The 22,665-nt window shown below is 68.5% G+C and carries 19 protein-coding genes; 11 read left to right on the plus strand and 8 right to left on the minus strand.

Annotated features, from left to right (window positions below; genetic code table 11):
* Positions 1-3: 3 nt before the first annotated feature.
* On the plus strand, positions 4-1,065 hold the full coding sequence (locus tag AC0662_RS14365) for a YihY/virulence factor BrkB family protein (protein ID WP_452200823.1): 1,062 nt from the start codon (positions 4-6) through the stop codon (positions 1,063-1,065).
* On the opposite strand, the gene AC0662_RS14370 is transcribed toward AC0662_RS14365, so the two are convergent.
* Positions 1,062-2,222, minus strand: a complete 1,161-nt coding sequence (locus tag AC0662_RS14370) for a D-alanyl-D-alanine carboxypeptidase family protein (protein ID WP_452200824.1) — start codon at positions 2,220-2,222, stop codon at positions 1,062-1,064. The genes AC0662_RS14365 and AC0662_RS14370 overlap by 4 nt on opposite strands.
* Before the next feature lie 77 nt (positions 2,223-2,299).
* Positions 2,300-3,244 (minus strand): zinc metalloprotease, encoded by a 945-nt coding sequence (locus tag AC0662_RS14375; protein ID WP_478300864.1) that lies wholly within the window; start codon positions 3,242-3,244, stop codon positions 2,300-2,302.
* Between the two features lie 187 nt (positions 3,245-3,431).
* On the opposite strand from AC0662_RS14375, the gene AC0662_RS14380 reads away from it, so the two are divergent.
* The 6 genes from AC0662_RS14380 (at position 3,432) to AC0662_RS14405 (ending at position 11,593) form a co-directional block, all read left to right on the plus strand.
* Positions 3,432-4,433 (plus strand): LacI family DNA-binding transcriptional regulator, encoded by a 1,002-nt coding sequence (locus AC0662_RS14380; protein WP_452200828.1) that lies wholly within the window; start codon positions 3,432-3,434, stop codon positions 4,431-4,433.
* A gap of 131 nt (positions 4,434-4,564) precedes the next feature.
* The gene (locus AC0662_RS14385; RefSeq protein WP_478300866.1) at positions 4,565-6,778 is read left to right on the plus strand and encodes a twin-arginine translocation signal domain-containing protein; all 2,214 of its coding nucleotides are present in this window, start codon (positions 4,565-4,567) and stop codon (positions 6,776-6,778) included.
* A gap of 123 nt (positions 6,779-6,901) precedes the next feature.
* Entirely contained in the window at positions 6,902-8,404 is a 1,503-nt protein-coding gene (gene arfA, locus AC0662_RS14390) for an arabinosylfuranosidase ArfA (protein WP_478300868.1), read from the plus strand.
* Positions 8,405-8,424: 20 nt separating this feature from the next.
* Positions 8,425-9,762, plus strand: coding sequence for an ABC transporter substrate-binding protein (locus tag AC0662_RS14395; RefSeq protein ID WP_478300870.1), 1,338 nt, complete (start codon positions 8,425-8,427; stop codon positions 9,760-9,762).
* A complete protein-coding gene (locus AC0662_RS14400; protein ID WP_452200835.1) occupies positions 9,762-10,685 on the plus strand; it encodes a carbohydrate ABC transporter permease in 924 nt (307 codons plus the stop codon). Before AC0662_RS14395 ends, AC0662_RS14400 begins: the two co-directional genes overlap by 1 nt.
* Positions 10,682-11,593, plus strand: coding sequence for a carbohydrate ABC transporter permease (locus AC0662_RS14405; protein ID WP_478300872.1), 912 nt, complete (start codon positions 10,682-10,684; stop codon positions 11,591-11,593). The genes AC0662_RS14400 and AC0662_RS14405 overlap by 4 nt, the downstream gene beginning before the upstream one ends.
* A gap of 8 nt (positions 11,594-11,601) precedes the next feature.
* Here AC0662_RS14405 and AC0662_RS14410 read toward each other — a convergent pair whose 3' ends face one another.
* Genes AC0662_RS14410 through AC0662_RS14430 form a run of 5 tightly spaced genes read right to left on the minus strand, consistent with a single transcriptional unit; the run spans position 11,602 to position 16,485 of the window.
* A complete protein-coding gene (locus tag AC0662_RS14410; protein ID WP_478300874.1) occupies positions 11,602-12,321 on the minus strand; it encodes a FadR/GntR family transcriptional regulator in 720 nt (239 codons plus the stop codon).
* A 9-nt stretch (positions 12,322-12,330) separates the two neighbouring features.
* Positions 12,331-13,107 carry a 3-oxoacyl-ACP reductase gene (locus AC0662_RS14415; protein WP_452200841.1) on the minus strand — a complete coding sequence of 259 codons (777 nt, stop codon included), beginning with the start codon at positions 13,105-13,107 and terminating at the stop codon, positions 12,331-12,333.
* On the minus strand, positions 13,108-14,454 hold the full coding sequence (locus tag AC0662_RS14420) for an aldehyde dehydrogenase family protein (RefSeq protein ID WP_478300876.1): 1,347 nt from the start codon (positions 14,452-14,454) through the stop codon (positions 13,108-13,110).
* Entirely contained in the window at positions 14,451-15,158 is a 708-nt protein-coding gene (locus AC0662_RS14425; RefSeq protein ID WP_452200845.1) for a gamma-glutamyl-gamma-aminobutyrate hydrolase family protein, read from the minus strand. The genes AC0662_RS14420 and AC0662_RS14425 overlap by 4 nt, the downstream gene beginning before the upstream one ends.
* Positions 15,139-16,485, minus strand: a complete 1,347-nt coding sequence (locus AC0662_RS14430; protein ID WP_478300878.1) for a glutamine synthetase family protein — start codon at positions 16,483-16,485, stop codon at positions 15,139-15,141. The genes AC0662_RS14425 and AC0662_RS14430 overlap by 20 nt, the downstream gene beginning before the upstream one ends.
* A 168-nt stretch (positions 16,486-16,653) precedes the next feature.
* Here AC0662_RS14430 and AC0662_RS14435 point away from each other — a divergent pair, with 168 nt between their 5' ends.
* The 3 genes from AC0662_RS14435 (at position 16,654) to AC0662_RS14445 (ending at position 20,609) form a co-directional block, all read left to right on the plus strand.
* Positions 16,654-17,376: an amino acid permease gene (locus tag AC0662_RS14435; protein WP_478300880.1), complete on the plus strand. Its 723-nt coding sequence runs from the start codon at positions 16,654-16,656 to the stop codon at positions 17,374-17,376.
* 233 nt (positions 17,377-17,609) lie between these two features.
* On the plus strand, positions 17,610-20,372 hold the full coding sequence (locus tag AC0662_RS14440) for a helix-turn-helix transcriptional regulator (RefSeq protein WP_478300882.1): 2,763 nt from the start codon (positions 17,610-17,612) through the stop codon (positions 20,370-20,372).
* A complete protein-coding gene (locus tag AC0662_RS14445; RefSeq protein ID WP_452200853.1) occupies positions 20,373-20,609 on the plus strand; it encodes an SCO4848 family membrane protein in 237 nt (78 codons plus the stop codon).
* Here the strand turns inward: AC0662_RS14445 and AC0662_RS14450 are convergent.
* Positions 20,581-21,372 carry a helix-turn-helix transcriptional regulator gene (locus tag AC0662_RS14450; RefSeq protein ID WP_478300884.1) on the minus strand — a complete coding sequence of 264 codons (792 nt, stop codon included), beginning with the start codon at positions 21,370-21,372 and terminating at the stop codon, positions 20,581-20,583. The genes AC0662_RS14445 and AC0662_RS14450 overlap by 29 nt on opposite strands.
* Positions 21,373-21,395: 23 nt before the next feature.
* Here AC0662_RS14450 and AC0662_RS14455 point away from each other — a divergent pair, with 23 nt between their 5' ends.
* Positions 21,396-22,223 carry a M55 family metallopeptidase gene (locus AC0662_RS14455; RefSeq protein WP_478300886.1) on the plus strand — a complete coding sequence of 276 codons (828 nt, stop codon included), beginning with the start codon at positions 21,396-21,398 and terminating at the stop codon, positions 22,221-22,223.
* Positions 22,224-22,665 lie beyond the last annotated feature (442 nt).

Here is a 22,665-nt window from a genome sequence, read left to right on the forward strand (position 1 = left end):
GTGATGAACATCAAGTCGGTCTGGCAGTGGTTCAGCCGGACGCAACTGTGGCGCGCCTGGAACCGGTACGGCAACCGGCGCGGGAACCGCCTGGCCGGGGCCACCAGTTTCTTCGGCTTCCTGTCGCTGTTCCCGCTGATCGTGCTGACCGCGGCGATCATCGGGCCGCTGCTCGGCGACCGGGCGATCGTGGCGCTGAAGAAGGCCCTGCACCAGTACCTGCCCGGGATCGGCGACCGGATCGACATCGACGCCCTGATCGCCAACGCGGGCACCATCGGACTGATCTCCGCGATCGGCCTGCTGTTCACCGGTCTCGGCTGGATCGACTCGCTGCGTGCTTCGATCCGCTCGATGCACGAGCTGGACGACGAGCCGGGCAACGCCATCAAGCTGAAGGTCGTCGATCTCGCCGCGCTGATCGGTCTCGGCCTGATCGGCATGATCGCGACCGCCGCCTCCTCGATCCTGACCGGTCTGTCCAAGCGGATCGTGCATGCCGCCGACCTGGAGGGCACCTGGCTGGCGAGCTGGGGGATCAACCTGTTCAGCATCGTCGTCGGCATCGCGGCCGGCGCGGTCCTGTTTCTCTACATGCAGACCGCGCTGCCGCGGATCATCCTGCCGCGGAAGGTGGCCGGGATCGCGGCGCTGGCCGGCGGCATCGTGTTCTACCTGGCCCAACGGCTCGGCAACCTGTACGTCGGCCACGTGATCGGCACGAACGCGGCGTACGGCGCGCTCGCGGTGCCGCTGGCGCTGCTGGTCTGGATCTACCTGATGACGCGGGTGATCATGCTGATCGCGGCGTGGACGAAGGAAGCCACGCTCGACGCCCGGGCCGTGGAACAGCCCGAGGAAGAGCCCGCCGCAGCCGAAGGGACCGGTCGCGCGGTCGAGCAGGAGCCGCTGCTGCTCGGGCCGCCGGGGAAGCGGTACAAGGTCATCCCGATCCCGGAGCGCAAGGCGGACACCGTCGCGGTCGCCGCCGGGGCGGTGCTGGGCGCCACTCTCACCACGCTGGCCGTCCAGACGGTCCGCGCGGTACGGGCCGTCCGTCGTTAGTGCCGGCGTGAGCTGACGGCCATCGCCGATCGACGGCGGCGGAGGCTGCGCGGGCGGCGCAGGAACAGCCCGAGGAGCAGGACCGGCGGTCCGGCGTACGCCCAGGCGGGCACCCGGAAGGCGATGGACTGGACGGCCTGGCCGGGGTTGAGGACGGTGCGGCTGCGCGGCGGCCGCGGTGTACCGGCGGTCGGCTTGGTCTCGACGCCCGGTTTGCCCTGTGCCTGGGTCTTCGGCGGCGCCTCGGCCTTGACCAGGGTGCCGACCGGCTTGAGCTTGTCGTAGTTCGTGAACGTCCAGGTCAGCATGTTGCTGGCGTCCTGGGTGATGCCGTGTGGCGCGTTCATCATCGTCACCACGAGCGTGTGCCCGTTGCGCTTGGCGGCACCGACGAACGTGTTCCTGGCCAGCGTGGTGTACCCGGTCTTGACCCCGATCGCGCCGTCGTAGTTGAACAGCAGCTTGTTCTGGTTCGCGACCTGGTAGCTGCCCTTGTTCCCCACGTTCGGGAAGTTCGTGAACTTGGTCGAGGCGTACTTCGCGAAGTCCTGCCGCTGCAGCCCGGCCTGCGCGAACAGGGCCAGGTCGTAGGCGCTGGAGTACTGCCCGTCGGCGTCCAGGCCGGTCGGGTCGGTCACGCTCGTGTCGAGCGCACCGAGTTCCTTGGCCTTCGCGTTCATCCGCTGGATGGTCGCCGGTACGCCGCCCTGGTCATGGGCGCACAATGCGTGCACCGCGTCGTTCCCGGAGGCCAGGAACATGCCCTGGAACAGCTGGTCGACGGTGTAGTGCAGGCCCGGGTACACCCCGACCTTGCTGCCGATGATCCCGGCGTCCGCGTCGCTGCCGATCACCGGATCGGTCTTCTTCAGCCGCGGCAGCAGGACCAGCGCGGTCAGCGTCTTGAGCGTGCTGGCCGGGCGGAGCTTCGCGTGCGGGGCCTTCGCTGCCAGCACCTGACCGGTGTCCAGGTCGGCCACGACGAACGCCGATGCCTGCACCGCCGGCGGCGACGCCCCGTTGGCGACCACCGTCGGCTTCGCGGTCAGCTGGTCGCCGCCGACCGGGCCTTGTGGGCCCTGGCCGGCGGCGGTCGCTGTCAGCGGGCCGGCGACCACCAGTGCGGTGGTTGCGCAGGCCGTCAGAAGCAAACGCATCGCGGGCACTCTAGTTGGCCGACGGTGCAGATGTCACAGTCGGGTCTCATGCCGCGATCAGGCATCGTCAGGCACCGTCAGGCACGGTAGGCCGTCCACATGTTGCTCATCCGGGTCGACTGACCGGGCGTGAACTGGTTGTAACAGGTGTCGTAGGAGTAGTCCATGTAGTTGTGGATCGGGTCCAGGCCCGGCAGCGAGCAGGAGTCCCGCCCGGTCGGGCAGCCGCTGGAGGCGCTGCTCTGCGCGGGCGTGTCGGACACCGAGTCGTTCGTGCTCGTGCAGCCGCCCTGGAACGTGTGGTAGAGCCCGAACCAGTGGCCGGCCTCGTGGGACGCGGTCTTGCCGAGGTTGAAGTTGGTCGCCGAGCCAGCGGGCAGCGAGGTGTACTGCACCCGGATCCCGTCGATCCCCGGGTTGCTCGCGTAGTCCCACGGGAAGGTCGCGATCCCGAGGTACGAGAAGTCCACCAGCCAGATGTTCAGGGCGTTCTTGCCGCCCTTGCGGGTCTGTGACCGGTACTGCGTGCTCTGCCGGTCGTTGTGCCACTGGTTGTTGTTGAAGCGGTCGGTGCCGGCCAGGTAGAAGGTGAAGCCGGTGTTCGCGGCCTGCGACGACTCGCCGCCGGCGTAGTCCTGGTTCAGTTCGGCGATCTGCTGGGAGATCTGGGTGTCGGTGACGTCACCGGCGCCGGTGCTGCTCCGCATCACGTGCACGTAGACGGGCACGCTCGCGGCCGCCAACTGGCCGGCTTTCGGGGCGAGACCGCGCGCGGCCTTGGCCTTCAGGATCTGCGCGGTCCGGGCGTCGATGGCCTTCTGCTCGGCGGCCGACAACTCGCGATGGTCGGCGCCGTGGCCGCCACGGGCCGCAGCACCTTCTTCGGGCGTGAAGCACGCCGGATTTCCGACTTGGTCGACGGGCAACTTGGCGGTCGCCTGTCCTCCGAGTGGGCTGAACGCGAGCGCCGTACCGGCCAGCAGAACGGCCAGGGCGCGGGGGCGGGAAACGAAAGATCGCATAGCGGTCCTCCACAGATCGGGCCGCTTGGGCGGTGCGGCCGGATCCCGGCATTTTCCGCACCACTCCGCGCGCTGCCAACCGGTTCGCTGTCCGACCGGTGCCACGGCACCAGCACGCCGTACGCCGGGCGCGATCCGGAATGCATCGATGCAAGAGAATCCGTCGCTTTCGTGGCATGATGCGGGCGTGGCGCAACGTCGAGCTCGCCGGGTGCGGATGAAGGACGTGGCCGCGCATGCCGGGGTCTCTCCGCGCACGGTGTCCAACGTCGTGAACAACTACGCCTACGTCAGCGACGAGATGCGCGCCCGGGTGCAGAAGTCGCTCGACGAGCTCGGCTACCAGATGGACTACCTGGCCAGAGGCCTCCGCTCGGGGCGCACCGGGTTCGTCGCGCTGGTCGTCCCGAGCCTGGCCGAGCCGTACTTCGCCGCGCTGGCCGAGAGCGTGATCAAGGCGGCCCGCGAGCATCGGCTGAACGTGCTGATCGAGACGACCGGCAACGACCCCGAGATCGAACGCGAGATCCTCCAGGGGTCGCTCACCAAGATGGTCGACGGGGTGCTCGTCAACGCGGTCGCCGCTGATCACGAGGGCAACCCGGACCTCCCGACGGTGCTGCTCGGGGAATCGCCGCCGGTCGCGAACACGCCGCACGTCGGGATCGACAACGTGGCCGCGGCGCGCACCGTCGTACAGCATCTGATCGACCGCGGGCATCACCGCATCCTGGCGTTCGGCAATCAGGACACCGAGACCGCCAGACTGCGGTTCGAGGGTTATCGGCAGGCGATGGCGGGAGCTCGGCTCGGTCGGCTGCTCAGCCTGGACTTTCCCGAGCCGTGGTCGGCCGAGGGGGCGTACCGCGAGATCTCGGCGCTGCTGCGTCGCCGGGCGCGGCCGCCCGAGGCCGTCTTCGCGTTCAACGACAGCCTGGCGCACGGCGCTCTCCGAGCGATCCGGGACCGCGGGCTGACGGTTCCCGACGACATTGCGATCGCCGGGATCGACGACATCGTGATGAGCAGGTTCTCCGACCCGCCGCTGACCACGATCGCACCGGACCTGGACGAGCTCGCGCAGCGTGCGATCGGGCTGCTCGTCGACCAGATCGACGGCCATCCGATGCCGTACGAGTTCACCCGGACGCTCACGCCGTTCCGCCTGGTCGTCCGCGCCTCGAGCTGACGCGCGCCGGGCCGGCGGTCGCGGCGGAGACGTCGTGAACTCTTGCATCGATGCACAGCGCCGTGCGAAGGTGACGCCGGAATCCCACCTCTCACTGTCTGTCGAACGCCCCCGTCGATGAGGAGCAAGAGATGGATGTTTCGCGGCGATCCTTCGTGATGGCGGCTGCTGCCGGTGGTGCGGCGGCGGCGCTCCCGCTCCAGGACGGTCTGCCGGCGGAGGCGGCACCGATGGCCGCCTCGACACCGCTGACACTGGAGAAGACTTCGGCGTCCGCCGGCGGCCTCGCCGGGATCCGTGCGGTGGCCGGGACCGAGGTCGTCTGGGAGTGTCGGGATCCGCTCCGGATCGAGGTGAAGGTCGGCGATGCGCCGGTGCGGTCGGCAGCCGGGTACGCCTCGCTCGTCGTCGCCGACGGGCGTGCGTCCGGCGTCGGGCAGATCACCGCCGCGACCGGTGGGCGCTACGAGTTCCACGACGAATGGCGGACGGACGGTTCCGCCGTCACGCTCAGCAGATCCGTCACGGCCGTCGCGCCGAATCCCCTGCAGGAGATGGGATTCGCGTCGAGTCTCGAGATCCTGCCGGCAACTGCTGGTCCGCTGAGCGAGCAGGACCTGCTGCTCCCGGCGATCCGGGCGGGCAGTACCGCGGGGATCGGCGGCGGGATCGCGGGCAACGACGCCGCCGAGTGGATTCTCGTGCGCGAGATGCGGATGACGCTGCCGTTCGCCGCGCTGCGCAATCGTCAGAGCGGTCGGACGATCACGCTGGCGCATCTCGACGCCGCGCCGCGGACCGCGACCAACGGTCTCTACCCCGAGAACTCCAACGCCTGGTGGATCCACGAGGACGTGCAGTTCGCATCGCTCGGCGTACACCAGTCTCCGGATCACAAGACCGCGTTGGCGCTCGCGTATCCCGGCAGCGAAGGGGGTATCACCTATCTCGGCGGGCAATGGACGCGACGCAGTCACCCGGCGCGTCCTGGGTTCACGCACAAGTACCAGGTGCGCATCGCGGCCGCGGAGTCCGAGACGTTCGCGACCGCGGCGCGCGACGCCTGGCGTGACCACTGGAAGCTGTTCAAGGTCACGCCGTTGAAGGACCGTAACCGGCAGGTTCACGAGTCCGGACTGGCGCTGCTGGACAGCCAAGTCGCCCGGTACAACGGCAAACCCGGGCTGCCGTTCAGGTCTCGCCTCGACAGCGGTGAGGCCGATGCCGTGAGCTACATGATGGGCTTCGTCGGCCAGCAGGTGCCTGCGGGCTTTCAGCTTCTGCGCAGCGGTCTACGGGACGGTAACCCGGCGCGACAGGCGAAAGGCCAGGAAATCCTGGACTTCTGGGCCACCGAGGCACCGTTGCCGAACGGACTCGTGCGCCTGTGGATCGACGGCGACCAGCCACGCTGGCGGGACTGGTACCAGGGTTTCCTCCGGGTGGCATCCGACGGAATGGACGGCATGGTTGACGCCTGCCGGCTGATGCGGGATCGTGGCGAGCCTGTCGCCACGTGGGAGAAGGCTGTCACCGGCTTCGCGGACTTCCTGGTCCGCGAGCAGTACGCCGACGGGTCGTTCGCCCGTTCCTACAACCAGGACGGGTCGGTCGCGAGTGACGCCCGTACCAACACCTCGCCCCCGATCCGCTTCCTCTGCAGCACCGCCGCGCTGACCGGGGACGACCGCTATCGCCAGGCCGCGATCGCTGCCGGCGAGTGGTACGTCGCCAACACGAAGGACTGGCAGTTCATCGGTGGGACGGCCGACAACCCCAACGTCCTCGACAAAGAGGCCGGCGGGATGGCTTTGAACGCAAGCCTTGCACTGTACGACCTCACGGGCGAGGATCGTTGGCTCGACCTCGCCCGACGGGCCGCCGATTTCACCGAGACGTGGCTCGTCGCGTGGCGCTGGCGGATCACCACACCACGCCGTTCGTATGCGCGCGACGGCGCCTTCGGCCTGTCGTTCATTGCTTCGGGACACTCGGGCGTCGACAACTGGATCTGTTACCAGAGCTGGAATTTCTATCGGATCTTTTTGTTGACCGGGGATACGCATTATCGCGATGTCGCGCTCACGATCCTGACGGCCGGCGTACGGACCACCGAGCTTCCGGGCCAGTCGCAGGGGTACGCCGTACCCGGTCTGGTCGAGGAGGCGATCGGACTCAGCGATCTGGTGGTCAGCGGCTCCAACGTCTGGCTGCCGTGGTGCTCGGTCGCCGAGGTGGAACCGTTGTCGCGCTTCGTCGACACGTTCGGAACCCTTGATCTGGGGGCACTCGAGGCGATCCCGCTCGCGGAGCGGCAGCGGGCGAACCGAACTCCGGCGCGCTGAGGTCACGCCAGTTCAACGATAGAAATTTCTGGCGGCCGAGCCGTTGACAGGCCGTTTGCGCGCGGTGCAAACTTCCTGGCACCTCAGCGGTTACATCGTTGGAAGTCGTGTGAGGACTGCCCATTGATCACGTCCACGATTGATCCGGCGTTCACCGTCGGTCAGGTCAACCCCCTGTTGTTCGGGACCTTCGTTGAGCATCTCGGACGCTGCGTCTACACCGGGATCTACGAGCCCACCCACCCCACCGCGGACACCGACGGTTTCCGCGGCGACGTCGCCGAACTGGTGCGTGAACTCGGCGCGACGGTGGTCCGCTATCCCGGCGGCAACTTCGTCTCCAACTACCGCTGGGAGGACGGCGTCGGCCCGCGGGCACAGCGGCCCCGGGTCCTCGACCTGGCGTGGAAATCGATCGAGACCAATCAGGTCGGCACCGACGATTTCCTTGCCTGGTGCAACCGGATCGGCATCCAGCCGATGCTTGCCGTCAACCTGGGCAACCGCGGCCTGGCCGAGGCGGTCGACTACCTCGAGTACGTCAACGGCGCGGCCGGAACCCGGTACGCCGACCAACGCGTCGGCAACGGGTACGCCGAACCGTGGGACGTGCGACTGTGGTGTCTCGGCAACGAGATGGACGGCCCGTGGCAGATCGGGCACAAGACACCGCTCGAGTACGCCCGGCTCGCGCAGGAAGTCGCGCGGGCGTACAAGACCTTCGATCCCGATCTCCAGTTGGTGGCCTGCGGCTCGTCGAACACCACGATGCCGACCTTCGGTGAGTGGGAACGCGTCGTCCTCGAGCACTGCTTCGACGACGTCGAACTCATCTCGGCGCACGCGTACTACGAACCGGTCGACGGCGACGAGGCCTCGTTCCTGGCGTCCTCGACCCACATGGATCGCTTCATCCGCGGCGTGGTGGCCACGGCCGATCACGTCGCCGCTAAACGCCACTCGGGCAAGCAGATCAACGTCTCTTTCGACGAGTGGAACGTGTGGTTCGCCGCTCGGCACGGCGAGCGCGAGGAGGAACGCAGTACGGCCTCCGAGGCTCCCGAGTTGATCCAGGACGTCTACAACGCACTCGATGCGGTCGTTGTCGGGTCGTTGCTGATCACGCTGCTGCGCAACACCGATCGCGTCGGTGTTGCTTGCCAAGCGCAACTGGTGAACGCGATCGCGCCGATCCTCACGGTCGCCGGCGGGGCCGCGTGGCGGCAGACGATTTTCCATCCGTTCGCGCTGACCGCGAAGTACGCCCGCGGTACGGTCCTGCGGCTCGCCGGCGACCACGGTCAGGTCGACACCCCGGCGTACGGGCAGGTCGAGCAGGTCTGGGCGGTCGCCACCCACGATCCCGAGGCCGGCGAGCTGACGATCTTCGCTGTGAATCAATCGCTGACCGACCCCGCCTCCTGGAAACTCCGGCTCGGTGCGTTCGGCGACGTCCGGCTGACCGAACATCTGGTCCTCGCCGAGGACGACCGCTACGCGGCCAACTCCTCGGATGCGCCCGACCGGGTGGTCCCGCACCCGGGTACGTCGGGCATCACCGACTGCGCCTTGGACGTCGCCATGCCACCGGCGTCCTGGCACTGCATTCGGCTCGCTTGTCATTGATCCCCAGAAAGGACCTGACGATGAATTCTCGCGATTCCGTGCGGCTCGGCCGCCGGACAGTGCTAGGTGCCGCCGGTGCTGCCGCGGCCGGTCTGTCGCTCGCCGCGTGCGGTGGCAGCAAAGGCCCCGGTCAGGCGGGCGCCGCCGCCACCGGCAAGGGTGGCGCCGACGGTTACGACGGCCCGGACGTCCAGCTGCAGTACTGGAACGGTCTGACCGGTGGTGACGGTCCGGTGATGAAGAAGCTGGTCCAGAAGTTCATGGACGCCAACCCCAAGATCAAGGTGACGACCACCTCGATCGCCTGGGCCGACCTCTTCCAGAAGCTGCCGGCCGCGGTCCAGAGCGGCAAGGCGCCCGACATCTGCCTGATGCACACCGCGGACATCGCGACGAACGCCGCCCGGCGGGTCATCCAGCCGATCGACGACGTCGTCAAGGGCCTGAACCTGACCGCCGCCGACTACGCCGACGCGGTCTGGAAGTCCGCGCACTACCAGGACAAGCAGTACGCCATTCCGCTCGACATCCACCCGGCGGGTCTGTACTACAACAAGAAGGTGCTGACCCAGGTCGGCGCCGATCCCACCAAGCCGCCGACCACCAAGGACGAGTTCATGGCCGTCCTGGACAAGTGCAAGTCCAAGGGCATCAAGGGCTACTGGGTGAGCGCGCTCAGCGTCGGCGGGCTGATCGCCCAGTCGATGATCTTCCAGAGCGGCGGCTACATGATCAGCGACGACGGTGCCAAGACCGGCTTCGGTGACCAGCCGGCGATCGACTCGATCAGCTTCTTCAAGGGCCTGATCGACAACGGGTACTCGCCGGCCAACGCCGCTGGTGACGGCGACTGGGTGTCGTTCAGCAACAACAAGGCCGCGTTCATGATCGTCGGCCCGTGGATGGTGACGCCGTGCAAGCAGGCCAAGGGCCTGGACTGGGGCTGCGCGCCGGTCCCGCTGCTCGGTGGCGACCAGCAGACCTGGGCCGGGTCGCACTGCTTCACGCTGCCGCGGCAGACCAGCAACGACAAGAACAAGGCGGACGCGTCCCGGTTCTTCGTGAACTGGATGAGCCAGCACTCGGTCGGCTGGGCCGAGGCCGGCATGGTGCCCGCGCGCAAGTCGGTCCGGGAGTCCAAGGAGTTCGAGCAGTACACCGAGGTCAAGCAGTTCGAGAAGATGATCGACTGGGCGCACTTCCCGCCGAACGTCGCGGGCATGTCCGACACCGACCCCGAGTGGTCGAAGGGCGTCAGCCTGGCGATGACCGGTAAGCAGCCGGTCGCGGACGCGCTCAAGGCCGCGGCGGACAAGGGCAACAAGATCCTGGAAGCGAACAAGAAGAAGTACGGGTGATGGCCACCGTCCTGGGGCGTCCGGCGGCGATGAGCCGCCCGACGCTGCGGCACTACCGCCCGATCACGCCGTACCTGTTCGTCGCGCCGTTCGTGATCCTGTTGCTGGCGTTCCTGGTGTTCCCGGCGGTCTTCGGGATCTGGATCAGCCTGCACAACTGGGACTTCATGCTCCAGGGGAAGCCGTGGGTGGGGCTGCAGAACTACAAGGACCTGTTCGACTCCACCTCGGTGATCTTCCACCCGTTCTGGAACGGGATGAAGAACACGTTCCTGTTCGTGCTGATCAGCGTGCCGTTCCTGGTGTCGATCCCGCTGCTGCTGTCGATGCTGCTGAACAAGAAGTTCCCCGGCCGGACGTTCTTCCGGGCGATCATCTTCACGCCGTTCGTGCTCGGGGTTGCCGTGGTCGGGGTGCTGTTCGGGTACCTGTTCGACCCCGAGGTCGGTGTCGTCAATGGGATCCTCTCGGGGCTCGGGATCGGCAAGATCGCCTGGCTGACCAGCCAGCCGCAGGCGTGGATCACGATCCTGATCTGCACGGTCTGGTGGACGATCGGCTTTAACGCGGTGATCTTCCTGGCCGGCCTGCAGTCGCTGTCGCAGGAGCTCTACGAGGCCGCCGAGCTGGACGGCGCCGGCCGCTGGGGGAAGTTCCGGCACATCACGATCCCGGGCCTGCGGAACGTGTTCGTCTTCGTGCTGATCACGACGGTGCTGGCCAGCGCCAACCTGTTCGGGCAGCCGTACCTGCTGACCCACGGTGGCCCGGGTGACAGTACGACAACGGCCATCATGGCGATGACGAACGAGGGCCTGCGCGGCTTCCGGATGGGTACGGCGGCCGCGATGAGCTACCTGCTGGCCCTGGTCCTCGGGTTGGTCTCGATCGCCAACTTCCTGCTGATGAGGGAGCGCAAGTGACGACGACCACGACCCCGGCGTACGTCGGCGAGGAATCGGACACGCCCGACCAGGGACCCGGCGGGCACCGGCGCCGCGCGTACTCGCGGTCCCGTGTCGGGCCGCTGACCTACGTGGCGATGACGTTGATCTCGCTGATCTTCGTCCTGCCGATGCTGTGGATGCTGCTGACCACGTTCAAGACCGAGTCCGACGCGCGGTCGATCCCGATCAAGGTGATGCCGAGCGAATGGACGCTGCGGGCCTACAAGCTGATCTTCGCGGACGCGGCGAACCCGGTCTACCTGTGGCTGGCGAACTCGTTCGCGGTCTCGATCCTGCACATGCTCCTGGTGCTGGTGGTCGCGTCGATGGCGGCGTACGCGTTGTCCCGGATGCGGTTCCGAGGGCGCAACCTGCTCTTCGGCACGCTGATCGCGACGTTGTTCATCCCGGGCTTCATCTTCTTCATGCCGAACTACCTGACGATGAGCACCCTCGGCTGGCTGGACAGCTACTGGGCGCTGGTGGTGCCCGGTGCGGCCAACGCGTTCGGTGTGTTCTTCCTCCGGCAGTTCTTCCTGGCGATCCCGCGGGAGCTGGAGGAGAGCGCGCTGATCGACGGCGCGAACTCGTGGACGATCTTCACCCGGATCGTGCTGCCGCTGTCCAAACCCGCGTTGGTGACGCTTGCGGTGCTGAGTTTCCTCGGTGCCTGGAACGACTTCGTCTGGCCGGTCTTCGTGCTGTTCAGCCCGGAGAAGATGACGCTCGCGCCAGGTCTCGCGACGCTGCAGGGTGCGTACACGACCGACTATCCGGTGGTGATGGCCGGCGCGACCCTGGCCGCCGTACCGGTGCTGATCCTGTACATCGTCGTCCAGCGCTACGTGATTGAGGGGGTCGCCAACAGCGGCCTGAAGGGCTAGGCCGTTTCTTAGGCGAGGAACGCTCGGAGGAGGGCCTCGGTGCCGGCCAGATGCTCGTGCATCGCGCGGCGGGCGGCGCCGGGGTCGCCCGCCAGGATCGCGTCGACGACGGCCTGGTGCTGGTCGTTGGAGTGCTCGATGTTGGGCTCCAGCAGCGGGATCGCGTCCAGCAGTTCGTTCAGTCGCATCCGGACGTCGGCCATCGCGGACGTCAGCGACGGCGAGCCGGTCACCTCGGCGATCGCGAGGTGCAGGCGCGAGTCGAGGCGCCGGTAGTCGGTGAGCCGGGCTGCCGACGTGTCGGCGAGGCAGCGTTCGAGATGGTCGCATTCGGCGTCGGTGAGGTCCCGGGACGCGGCCGCCTCGGCGGCGCCCGTCTCCAGCACGAAGCGCAGCGTGAGCGCGTCGTCCAGTCCGTCGGCGAGATCCCGGGCGCGCCGTTTGGCCGTCGTACGACGGGGTTTCGGCAACCGCTCGTTGACGAATGTGCCGCCGTACCGGCCGCGGCGCGACTCGACGTACCCGGCCTCGGTGAGAGCGTGGATCGCCTCGCGGAGCGTGACCCGGCTGACGTTCAGCCGGGCCGCGAGCTCGCGCTCCGGCGGCAACCGGTCGCCGGGCACGACGACGCCGAGCTTGATTGCCTGCAGCAACCGCTCGACCGTCTCCTCGAACGGGTTCCCGGCCCGCACCGGCCGGAACACCGCGTCATCTGCCTGAACGACCATGCCTCCACATTAGATGGGAGTCACGTAGGCGCCGGAGATTCCCCCGTCGACCAGGAAAGTGTTGGCGGTGATGAAGGAGGAGTCGTCGCTGGCCAGGAAGGCGACCGCGGCGGCGATCTCCTCGGGTTCGCCGAAGCGGCCCATCGGGACGTGCACGAGCCGGCGCTGCGCACGCTCCGGGTCCTTCGCGAACAGCTCGGTCAGCAGCGGCGTGTTGACCGGGCCAGGGCAGAGCGCGTTCACCCGGATTCCCTGCCGCGCGAACTCGACGCCGAGCTCCCGGCTCATCGCCAGTACGCCGCCCTTCGAGGCGGAGTACGAGATCTGCGACGTCGCCGCGCCCATCACCGCGACGAACGACGCGGTGTTGATGATCGACCCTTTGCCCTGCCGTTGCATGTGTGGGATCGCGGCCTTGCAGCACAGGTACACCGAGGTCAGGTTGACCTCCTGGACCTTGCGCCAGGCCTCCAGACCGGTGTCCAGGATCGACGCGTCGTCCGGCGGCGAGATGCCCGCGTTGTTGAACGCGATGTCCACGCTGCCGTAGGTGTCGACGGCCTGCTGGAACAGGTTCTCCACCGCGACCTGATCGGTGACGTCGGTGGCCACGAACAGCCCGCCGACCTCGTCCGCCGCGTTCTTGCCCGCGGCCGGTTCGAGATCGCCGATCACGACGTGCGCGCCTTCCGCGGCCAACCGCCGTACCGTGGCCCGGCCGATCCCGCTCGCGCCGCCGGTCACCACCGCGACCCGGCCCTCGAGCCGCTGCGCCTTCACGTCCATTCAGTCCTCCGTGCTGATGAAGATGTTCTTGGTCTCGGTGAACGCGGCCAGCGCGTCCGGACCGAGCTCCCGGCCGAGGCCGGACTGCTTGTAACCGCCGAACGGTGTCGAGTACCGCACCGACGCGTTGGAGTTGACCGACAGGTTCCCGGCCTCGACACCGCGGCTGACCCGGAGCGCGCGACCGACGTCCCGGGTCCAGATCGAGCCGGACAGCCCGTACTCCGAGTCGTTCGCGATCCGCAGCGCGTCGGCCTCGTCCGCGAACGGGATCACCGCGACGACCGGCCCGAAGATCTCCTCTCGCTGTGCGCGCTCGGAGCCCGGCGCCAGGACGGTCGGCGGGAACCAGTACCCGGGCCCGCTGGGTGCTGTTCCCTGGAACGCACAGTCCTCGGCGTACGAAGCGACTCGTTCGAGTTGTGCCTTCGAGATCAACGGACCCATCTCAGTCGACTCGTCAGCTGGATCGCCGACGCGGAACTTCTTCACCGCGGGTTCGAGCAGTTCCATGAACCGTTCGTACGCCGACCGCTCCACGAGGATCCGCGACCGCGCACAACAGTCCTGCCCCGCGTTGTCGAACACGCCGTACGGCGCCTGCGCGGCCGCCTTCTCCAGATCGGCGTCGGCGAAAACGATGTTCGCGGACTTTCCTCCGAGCTCCAGCGTCACCCGCTTCACCTGGTCGGCGCAGCCCGCCATGATCTGTTTCCCGACCGTGGTCGACCCGGTGAACACCACGTTCCGGACCGCCGGATGCGTGACGAACCGTTGTCCGACAACGGTTCCCTTGCCCGGCAGGACCTCGAACACGCCGGGCGGGAGGCCGGCCTCCAGGGCCAGTTCCCCGAGCCGCATCGCGGTCAGCGGCGTCAGCTCGGCCGGCTTGAGTACGACGGTGTTCCCGGCCGCCAGCGCGGGCGCGAAACCCCAACCCGCGATCGGCATCGGAAAGTTCCACGGAACGATCACGCCGACGACACCGAGCGGTTCCTGGAAGGTCACATCGATGCCGCCGGCAACCGGAATTTGTTTTCCGAAAAGGCGTTCCGGCGCGGCCGCGTAGTACGTCAGCACGTCGCGGACGTTGCCGGCCTCCCAACGGGCGTTGCCGATCGTGTGGCCGGCGTTCTCGACCTCCAGTGCGGCGAGGTTCTCCAGGTCCGCGTCGACCGCGGCGGCGAACCGGCGCAGCAGCAGTCCGCGATCCGCCGGCGTCACGTTCCGCCAGGTTTCGAAGGCCTTCGCGGCGCGCTCGATCGCCGCGTCCGTCTGCTGCTCCGAGGCGAGCTCGATCGTCCGGATGACCTTCTCGGTGGCCGGGTTGATCACGTCGTACGTCATAGGGCCTTCCTGATCAGCGCGGTGAACAACCGCAGGTCGTCGAGAGTCTCCTCCGGGTGCCACTGCACCCCGAGCGCGAAGGCGTGGCCTTCCACCTCGGCCGCCTCGATCGTGCCGTCGCCCGCGCGGGCGGTGACCTTCAGGCCCGGTGCGAGGACATCGAGCGCCTGGTGGTGGAAGCAGCTGCCGACCGCCTGCTCGCCGAGGATCTCGGCGGTCAGCGTTCCGGGCTCGACCTTCACCTCGGTGGTGCCGAAGACCGCGGGCTCGGGCCGGTGTGCGTCGTGCGCGACGACCTCCGGGAGGTGCTGATGCAGCGTGCCGCCGAGCGCGACGTTCAGGATCTGCAGGCCGCGACAGATCGCGAGCAACGGCAGCTCCCGGTCGAGCGCCGCGCGGATCAGGACCGCCTCGTGCTCGTCCCGTCCGGGCCGGGTGTCGACGGTCTCCGGGTGCGGCGTCGCGTCGTACGCGCCGGGGTCGACATCGCACCCGCCCGCGATCACCAGTCCGTCGAGAATCTCCAGTACCGACGGATCGGTACCGGCGGGAGGCAGTAGCAGCGGCACCCCTCCGGCCGCGACCACCGCATCGAGGTACACCTTCGGGAGCAGCGCGGCGTCCCGCTGCCAGATCCCCCAGGCCGCCGGCTCCAGGTACGTCGTGATGCCGATCCGGGGGCGCCTAGAGACGTTCGAAACCACGGACCCGCTCCCAGTCGGTGACGGCGGCGTCGTACGCGTCCAGCTCGACGCGCGCGGCGTTGGCGTAGTGGTCGACCAGCTCGTCGCCGAACGCCGTCCGGGCGACCTTCGAGCCAGTGAACAGTGCGGCGGCCTCGCGCAACGTGGCCGGGACGTGCTCCTTGTCCGACTCGTAGGCGTTGCCCTCTAGCAGCGGCTCGAGCTCCAGCTCCTGCTCGATCCCGTGCAGGCCGGAGGCGATGAGCGCGGCCACCGCGAGGTACGGGTTCACGTCGCCACCGGGCAGCCGGTTCTCGACCCGCAACGAGTCGCCGTGACCGACCACGCGCAGCGAGCAGGTGCGGTTGTCCAACCCCCACGCGACCGCGGTCGGGGCGAAGCTGCCGTCCACGAACCGCTTGTAGGAGTTGATGTTCGGCGCCAGCAGATAAGTGAACTCGGACAGGCAAGCGAGCTGGCCGGCGATGAAGTGCTCCATCAGCTGCGAGAACCCGTGGTCGCGATCGCCGGCGAGCACCGGGTCGCCGTCGGTGGAGCGGAAACTCAGGTGGATGTGGCAGGAGTTGCCCTCGCGTTCGTCGTACTTCGCCATGAACGTGAGGCTCTTGCCGTGTTTCGCCGCGATCTCCTTCGCGCCGGTCTTGTAGATCGAGTGGTTGTCGCAGGTCGCCAGCGCCTCGTCGTACCGGAAGGCGATCTCGTGCTGGCCCAGGTTGCACTCGCCCTTCGCGGACTCGACGTAGAGGCCGGCGCCGGCCATGCCGTTGCGGATGTCGCGCAGCAGCGGCTCGATCCGGGAGGTGCCGAGGAGTGAGTAGTCGACGTTGTACTGGTTCGCGGGCGTGAGGTCGCGGTAGCGCTTGTCCCACGCGGACTCGAAGGTGTCGTCGAAGACGATGAACTCGAGCTCGGTCCCGACGTACGCGCGCAGTCCGCGTTCGGCGAGGCTGTCGAGCTGGGCCCGGAGGACCTGCCGCGGCGAGGCGAGTACCGGCGTACCGTCGAGCCACTGCACGTCGCACAGCACCAGCGCGGTGCCTTCGAGCCAGGGCACCAGCCGGAGCGTGTCCAGATCGGGGGCCATCACCATGTCGCCGTACCCGCGTGCCCAGGACGACATCGCGTAGCCGTCCACGGTGTTCATGTCGACGTCGACGGCGAGCAGGTAGTTGCAGCTCTCGGTGCCGTGCTTCAGCACCTCCTCGAGGAAGTACCGCGCCCCGCAGCGCTTCCCCTGCAACCGCCCCTGCATGTCGGTGATCGCCACCAGTACGGTGTCGACCTCGCCGGCCTCGACCAGCCTCCGCAACTCCTGCACACCCAGCACAGCCACTCCCGGGGTCAATGGTCTGCTTCCAGTCCATTGACTCAACCACACCGGCCGCTGTCAATCCCGGACCCGACTCCTTGACAGCCGTCCGACCGGCTGCCTCAATGGCCTAAAGGTCTGGGGGGAGACCATTGAGGCGCACGGCTGTTTTCCCAGGAGGCCGCAGTGAGCAACGAGGACCGGACCGAGCCCGCCACCCAGCCCACCACCATGACCGACGACGAGTTACGCCTGCACCAGAGCTCGACCGGCGTACCGCCCGCGCAGATCTTCATCGACGCGGTCGGTGCGGTGACCGGCAAGATCCTGCTGCTGGTCGTGATCGGCGCGCAGCTGTTCTGTGGGATGTCCTCGGTGACGGCGAACTCGCGGATGATCTACGCGTTCTCCCGGGACGGCGCCCTGCCCGGCTCGAAGTTCTGGCACAAGATCAACCACCGCACCCGCACACCTACCAACGCGATCTGGCTGGCCGCCGGGGGTGCCTTCGTGCTGGGTCTGCCCTATCTCTGGAACGCGACGGCATACGCCGCGGTGACGTCGATCGCGGTGATCGGGCTTTACATCGCCTATGTATTACCGACCCTGCTCCGGCTGCTCCAGGGCGACCGGTTCCAGCGCGGCCCGTGGCACCTCGGCCGGTGGAGCCGTCCGATCGGCGTGATCGCGATCGTCTGGGTCTGCTTCATCACGATCCTCTTCATGCTGCCGCAGGTCAGCCCGGTGACCGGTAGTACGTTCAACTACACCCCGATCGCCGTCTTGGTGGTGCTGGGCTTCGCCGCGGCGTACTGGTTCCTGTCGGCCCGCCGCTGGTTCACCGGTCCCAAGGTCCAAGGCACCGAGGAGGAACTGGCCGCCGTCGAACGCGACCTCGAGGCCATCTGAAGCTCTCTTTGAGCCCTCACCAACCATTTCGCGGTGTGAAAAGTGGTTGGTGGGGGCTCGAAGTCGTTCGGAGACCATCCGGTGCCCCGGCACGATCGTGCCGCCGCGACTGCTCGGATCTGGGCAGCAGTCGGTGACAGGATGGTGACCAGAAACTTTCCTCATGTGACACTCGCCGTGTCGAGCGGTCATTGGCTGTGATAATCGGCGAAGGTAATCCTTCGAGGAGATGGATGACTGACGACGAGCTGGTCGGGCGTGCCGGGCTGGTCGAGCGTGCCACCAAGCAGCTCGAGACCAGCGGCAGCGTGCTGCTCTATGGCCCGACCGGTATCGGCAAGTCGGCGCTCGGCCGGGCGCTGGTCGCGGACCGTGGCCGGAGAGGCTGCCGGATCCTGAGTGCCGCCCCGTCGAACTCCGAGGCCGGTCTCCCGTACGTCACGCTGCTCGACCTGCTGTCCAGCCAGCTCGACTTCGCCTGGCAGGTGCTGCCGGACCACCTCCGTCAGCCGCTCGAGGTCGCCCTGCTCAAGGCGAGTGCCCCCGACACGGTCCGTGACGAGCTCGCGGTGCGGCTCGCCGTACTGCATGTACTGCGCCGGCTCGCCACGACCGGCCCGGTCCTGCTGGTCGTCGACGACATCCAATGGGTGGATCCGTCCAGCCTCGAGGTGCTGACCTTCTGCGCCCGCCGGCTCTCCGAGGGCGTGCACATGCTCGCTACCGAACAGGTGGCCGACGGCGACCTGCCGATGATGGTCGACGCGTGCCCCGAGCCGGTCCTCCAGCTCGAGGTACCGCCGCTGACCGAGCCGGACGTCCTCGGTCTGCTCCGCCAGCGGCTGTCCAGTCCGCTCCCGGTGCGAACCGCGCGCCGGATCTTCGCCGCCAGCGCCGGCAACCCGTTCATGGCGCTGGAACTCGGCCGGGCCGTACTGCGGCATCCGAAGAGCGTCTCGCCCAACGACCCGCTCCCGGTCTCCAGCCGGCTCAAGACCCTGCTGGGTGAGCGACTCGCCGACCTCACACCCGGCACCCACGAGCTGCTCCTGCACGCCGCGTCGTCACCGCGCCCGACCACGACCCAGCTCGCCCGGTCCCTCGGCCGCCCGATCGACACCGACCTGGCCGCGGCCGAGACGCTCGGTCTGATCGACGTCTCCGCCGAGCGCCTGCGCTTCAGCCACCCGTTGCTGCGCGAGTTCGTGTACGCCGAGGCAACGTCGGCCGCCCGTCGGCAGGCGCACGCCCAACTGGCTGCCGTGGTCGACGAACCGGTCGAGAACGCTACGCACCGGGCCCTCGCCACGCAGGCGGCCGACGCGGAGTTGGCAGGCGCCATCGAGGAAGCCGCAGCGGTTGCCGCTGGGCGAGGAGCTCCGGGTGCCGCCGCGACTCTGTGGCGGCTGAGCGCCGATCGGACGCCGAGCACCGAGCCGGACGAGCGGGCGCGCCGACTGACCCGGGCCTCGGATGACGCCGCGGCGGCGGGTCACCTGGCCGAATCGGCCGACGTGGCGCGCCTCGCCGTACAGGCTGCACGGACGCCGGAGACGAAGGTGCCGGCGCTGCTGCTGTGCGCGGACGCGGTGTGGCCGGAGCGGGAGCGGCGCGTTGAGTTGCTGGCCGAGGCGTTCGCCGCGGCCGCGGGGGATCAGCGGCTCGAGGCGCGGGTGCGGATCGAGCGCAGTCACAGCCACTACTTCGACCGCAGTCTCGACGACGCGCAGGAGGACGCTCGGATCGCCGAGGCGCTGGCGCGTGAGGCGGGTGACACCGAGGCGGTTGTTGATGCGTTGAGCGCGGCCAGTTCGGTGCTGATGGCCCGCGACGCCGGCGAGTCCGCGGACGACGTACTGCAACAGGCTGCTGAGCTGGCGAACGGTCTGCCGCTGACCCGGACCGTGGTGAACGCGCGGCAGATGGCCGCGATGCAGGAGCTGTTCCTCGGCCGCACCGATCGGGCGATCATCGCGATCAACGCGCTGGTCGAAGAGGTCCGCGACCAGGGCGCCATGCGCTGGCTGGCGTCCGCGCTGATCTCGGCAACCGCGATCTACGAGCGCAGCGGACGCGGCGCTGACGCGCTGGCCGCCGGACACGAGTGCCACCAGCTGATGCAGGACATCGGAGACGAGCCTGAGGTCGGTCTGATCATCGCCAGTCGCGCCGAGTGGGCCGGTGGTACAGCGGCCGCGGGCCGGCAACTCGCCGAGGCCGCGCTGGACGGGGTCCGCCTGGTCGGGAACGACGAGTGGACCGGCCCCGCCCTGGCCAGCCTCGGGCAGATCGGTGTGCTGACCGGCGACCCCCAGCGCGCGGTCGAGGCGTTCGACGCGATCGCGGAGTCAGGCGAGGCCGCGATGCCGTACGACCCGGCGGTGATCCCGTGGCACGCCGACTACGCCGAAGCTCTGGTCGCCGCCGGGCGCCTCGACGACGCGGCTGCTCTGATCGCCGAGATCCGCACCCGCGCCGCGAACCTGGACCGCGCCGTGATCGCGATCGGCCTCGACCGCGCCGAGGCGTTGCTGATCGCCAAGCAGGGTGACCCGGCCGCGGCACTCGACCTGCTGGAGACCACGATCGGTACGGCGGGCGACCGGGTTTACCCGCTGGACCTCGCACGCTGCGAACTCACCCGCGGCCGAGTCGCCCGGCAGGCCCGGCGCCGCTCGGTCGCGCGGACCGCGTTCCTGGACGCGATCGAGCAGTTCGAGGCGTACGGCGCGCCCGCGTGGCGGGAGGTGGCCGAGACCGAGCTCGCGCGACTCGACGTACCGAGCCGGAGCCGGCAGCCCTCGGAGCTGACTGACAACGAGCAACAGATCGTCTCGATGGTCCGCGACGGGTCCACGAACCGCGAGATCGCCGCGGCGCTGTACCTGTCGGTGAAGGCGGTCGAGTCCCAGCTGACCCGCCTCTACCGCCGCTTCGGGGTGGCGAACCGGACCCAGCTGCTCCGCACGGTGGACCGCCCGAGTCACAATGGTTAGGTGAAGCTCGAACGCAAGCATGCTCTGATCCTGCTCGCCATCGCGGTCTGGAACGTCGTCACCTACGTGCGTTTCATCAAGGCGCTGCTGGACACCGAAGGACGTCCGACCGGGTACTACGTCGCGCACACGATCCTGATCATCGTGAATCTGCTGATCGCGGCGCTGCTCGGCACCTGGGGAGTCCGCGCGTACAAGGCAGCGAAGGTCAGCCCGCCGCAAAACTCGCAGGTGTGACCCCGAGCATCTTCCGGAAGTGCCGCGTCAGGTGTGACTGGTCGTAGAACCCGGCCAGCGACGCCACCTCCGCGGCCGGGTACCCGTCGAGCAGGTACCGCCGCGCCAGATCGACCCGCCGCCCGGTCAGGTACCGGTGCGGCGGCATCCCGTACTCCCGGCTGAACGCGCGCACCAGATGCGCCGGATGAGCGTGCACCAATTGCGCGGCGTCCTCCAGCGTGATCCCGTCGGGCACGTTGGCGTCCAGTACGTCGCGCAGTCGCGAGGCGACCCCGACGTCGTACCGATTGGGTGGTGCGATCACGTGGCGCCGCAGGTGCTGCCCGAGTCGCTCCTCGATCAGAGTGAGCCGGCTCTGCGCCTCGAGATCCTCCTGCCCGTCCAGGAGTACGCCGTGCAACTGGTGAATGCGGTGGCGCAGCAGCGGGTCGACGTACTCCGGCTGATCGACGGCCGCGCCGATCAGGTGGTCGCCGAGTCGGTCAGGGGCCAGGTAGAGCACTCGCTTGCGGAAACCCTCGGGGCGGACCGAACGCCCGTCGTGCGGAACGTGCGGCGGGAGCAGGGAGACCTGCGCCTGGGCGAGGCCGTGCTCGCGGTGGTCCAGGTCGTACCGGACGGCGCCCTCGTCGACGATCAGCACGGTCCAGGCGTCGTGGGTGTGGCTGGGGTACGCGTGCGACGGGAAGTGGGCGTGCAGCACTTCGACGACCCCGGCCAGTCCAGGTCGCCACGCCCGGACCTCGGCGCCGCCGCTCATGGTTAGAACATACGCTGCTGCTTGTGAAGGTCTATGTGAGCGCGGATATGGAAGGCGTCACCGGACTCGTCGACGCGGAGGACGTACAGCCGCCCGGACGGGACTACGAACGCGGCCGGGTGCTGATGACCGAGGATGTGAACGCCGCAGTCCGCGGCGCGTACGCGGCCGGTGCCACCGCCGTCCTGGTGAACGACGCGCACGGCCCGATGCGCAACCTGCTCCCGGACCTGCTCGACCCGCGGGCGCGCCTGATCAAGGGCCGGCCGAAGCCGATGGGGATGATCGAGGGGCTGAGTTCGGAGTACGACGCCGTGCTGTGCGTCGGGTTCCACGCGCGGGCGGGCGTGCTCGGCGTACTGAGTCACAGCTTCATGGGGCACGAGATCGAGGACATCTGGCTCGACGACCGGGTGACCGGCGAGATCGGGCTGTTCCACGCGGCCGCGGCTGCTTATGGGGCGCCAGTGGCGGTGCTGACCGGCGACGACGCCGCGTGCGACGAGATGAAGTCCTGGGACCCGGCGGCCGCGACTGTGCCGGTCAAGTTCGCGAAGGACCGCTTCGCCGCCCAGCTCGTGCCTGTCGCCGAGGCGCAGGCGGCGATCGAGACGACCACCGCCGAAGCCCTCGGTGACCTCAAGGCACCGGCGACCGCCGCTGGTCTCCGGACGCTCGCGGTTCGCTGGCAGTCGGCCTCGGTCGCCTCGCACCTGACCGCCATCCCGGGCGTGAGCCGGCGGGACGACCGGACGGTCGTGGTGGAGGGCGAGATGCTGCAGCTCTACCGACTGTTCAACCTGTTCCTCCGCGTCTGCACAGCAGTCACCTCAAACCCACCGTACTGCTGAGAACCTGCCAGAAGCAGCCCGGGACTCTCCAGCTGCGGGAGATGCCCGGTATCGGGAGCAGTTCGAACGCGCCGCCCTCCTAACCAAGATCACCAACACCTGAGAAGCCGGCCGCTGGCCACCGTCTGTTCCCGCCAACCGGGGAGCTCTACTGGTCGATTCAGGTGCGCAACCTTCCCCAGTCACCCGTCGACGGCCCCAGCCGGCGCGAGAGGCGGCTCCCACGCCGGTCCCGGTCCCGCGCCGGCTCTTCCCAAGCCCGCGCTTCTCGACGTACGCCGTACCTCCCGCCGCCAACCGCCCGCGCATCGCGAACTGACGGGACTCAACCCAAGAACTGGTGGGTGGAGACCTGGTATTACAGGTCTCCACCCACCAGATCCTGTCCCCACCCACCAGAGCTCGCGCGCTGGTTGGTGACATGGGCTGAGAGGTTTAGAAC

It is taken from the genome of Kribbella sp. NPDC043289, assembly GCF_056436705.1.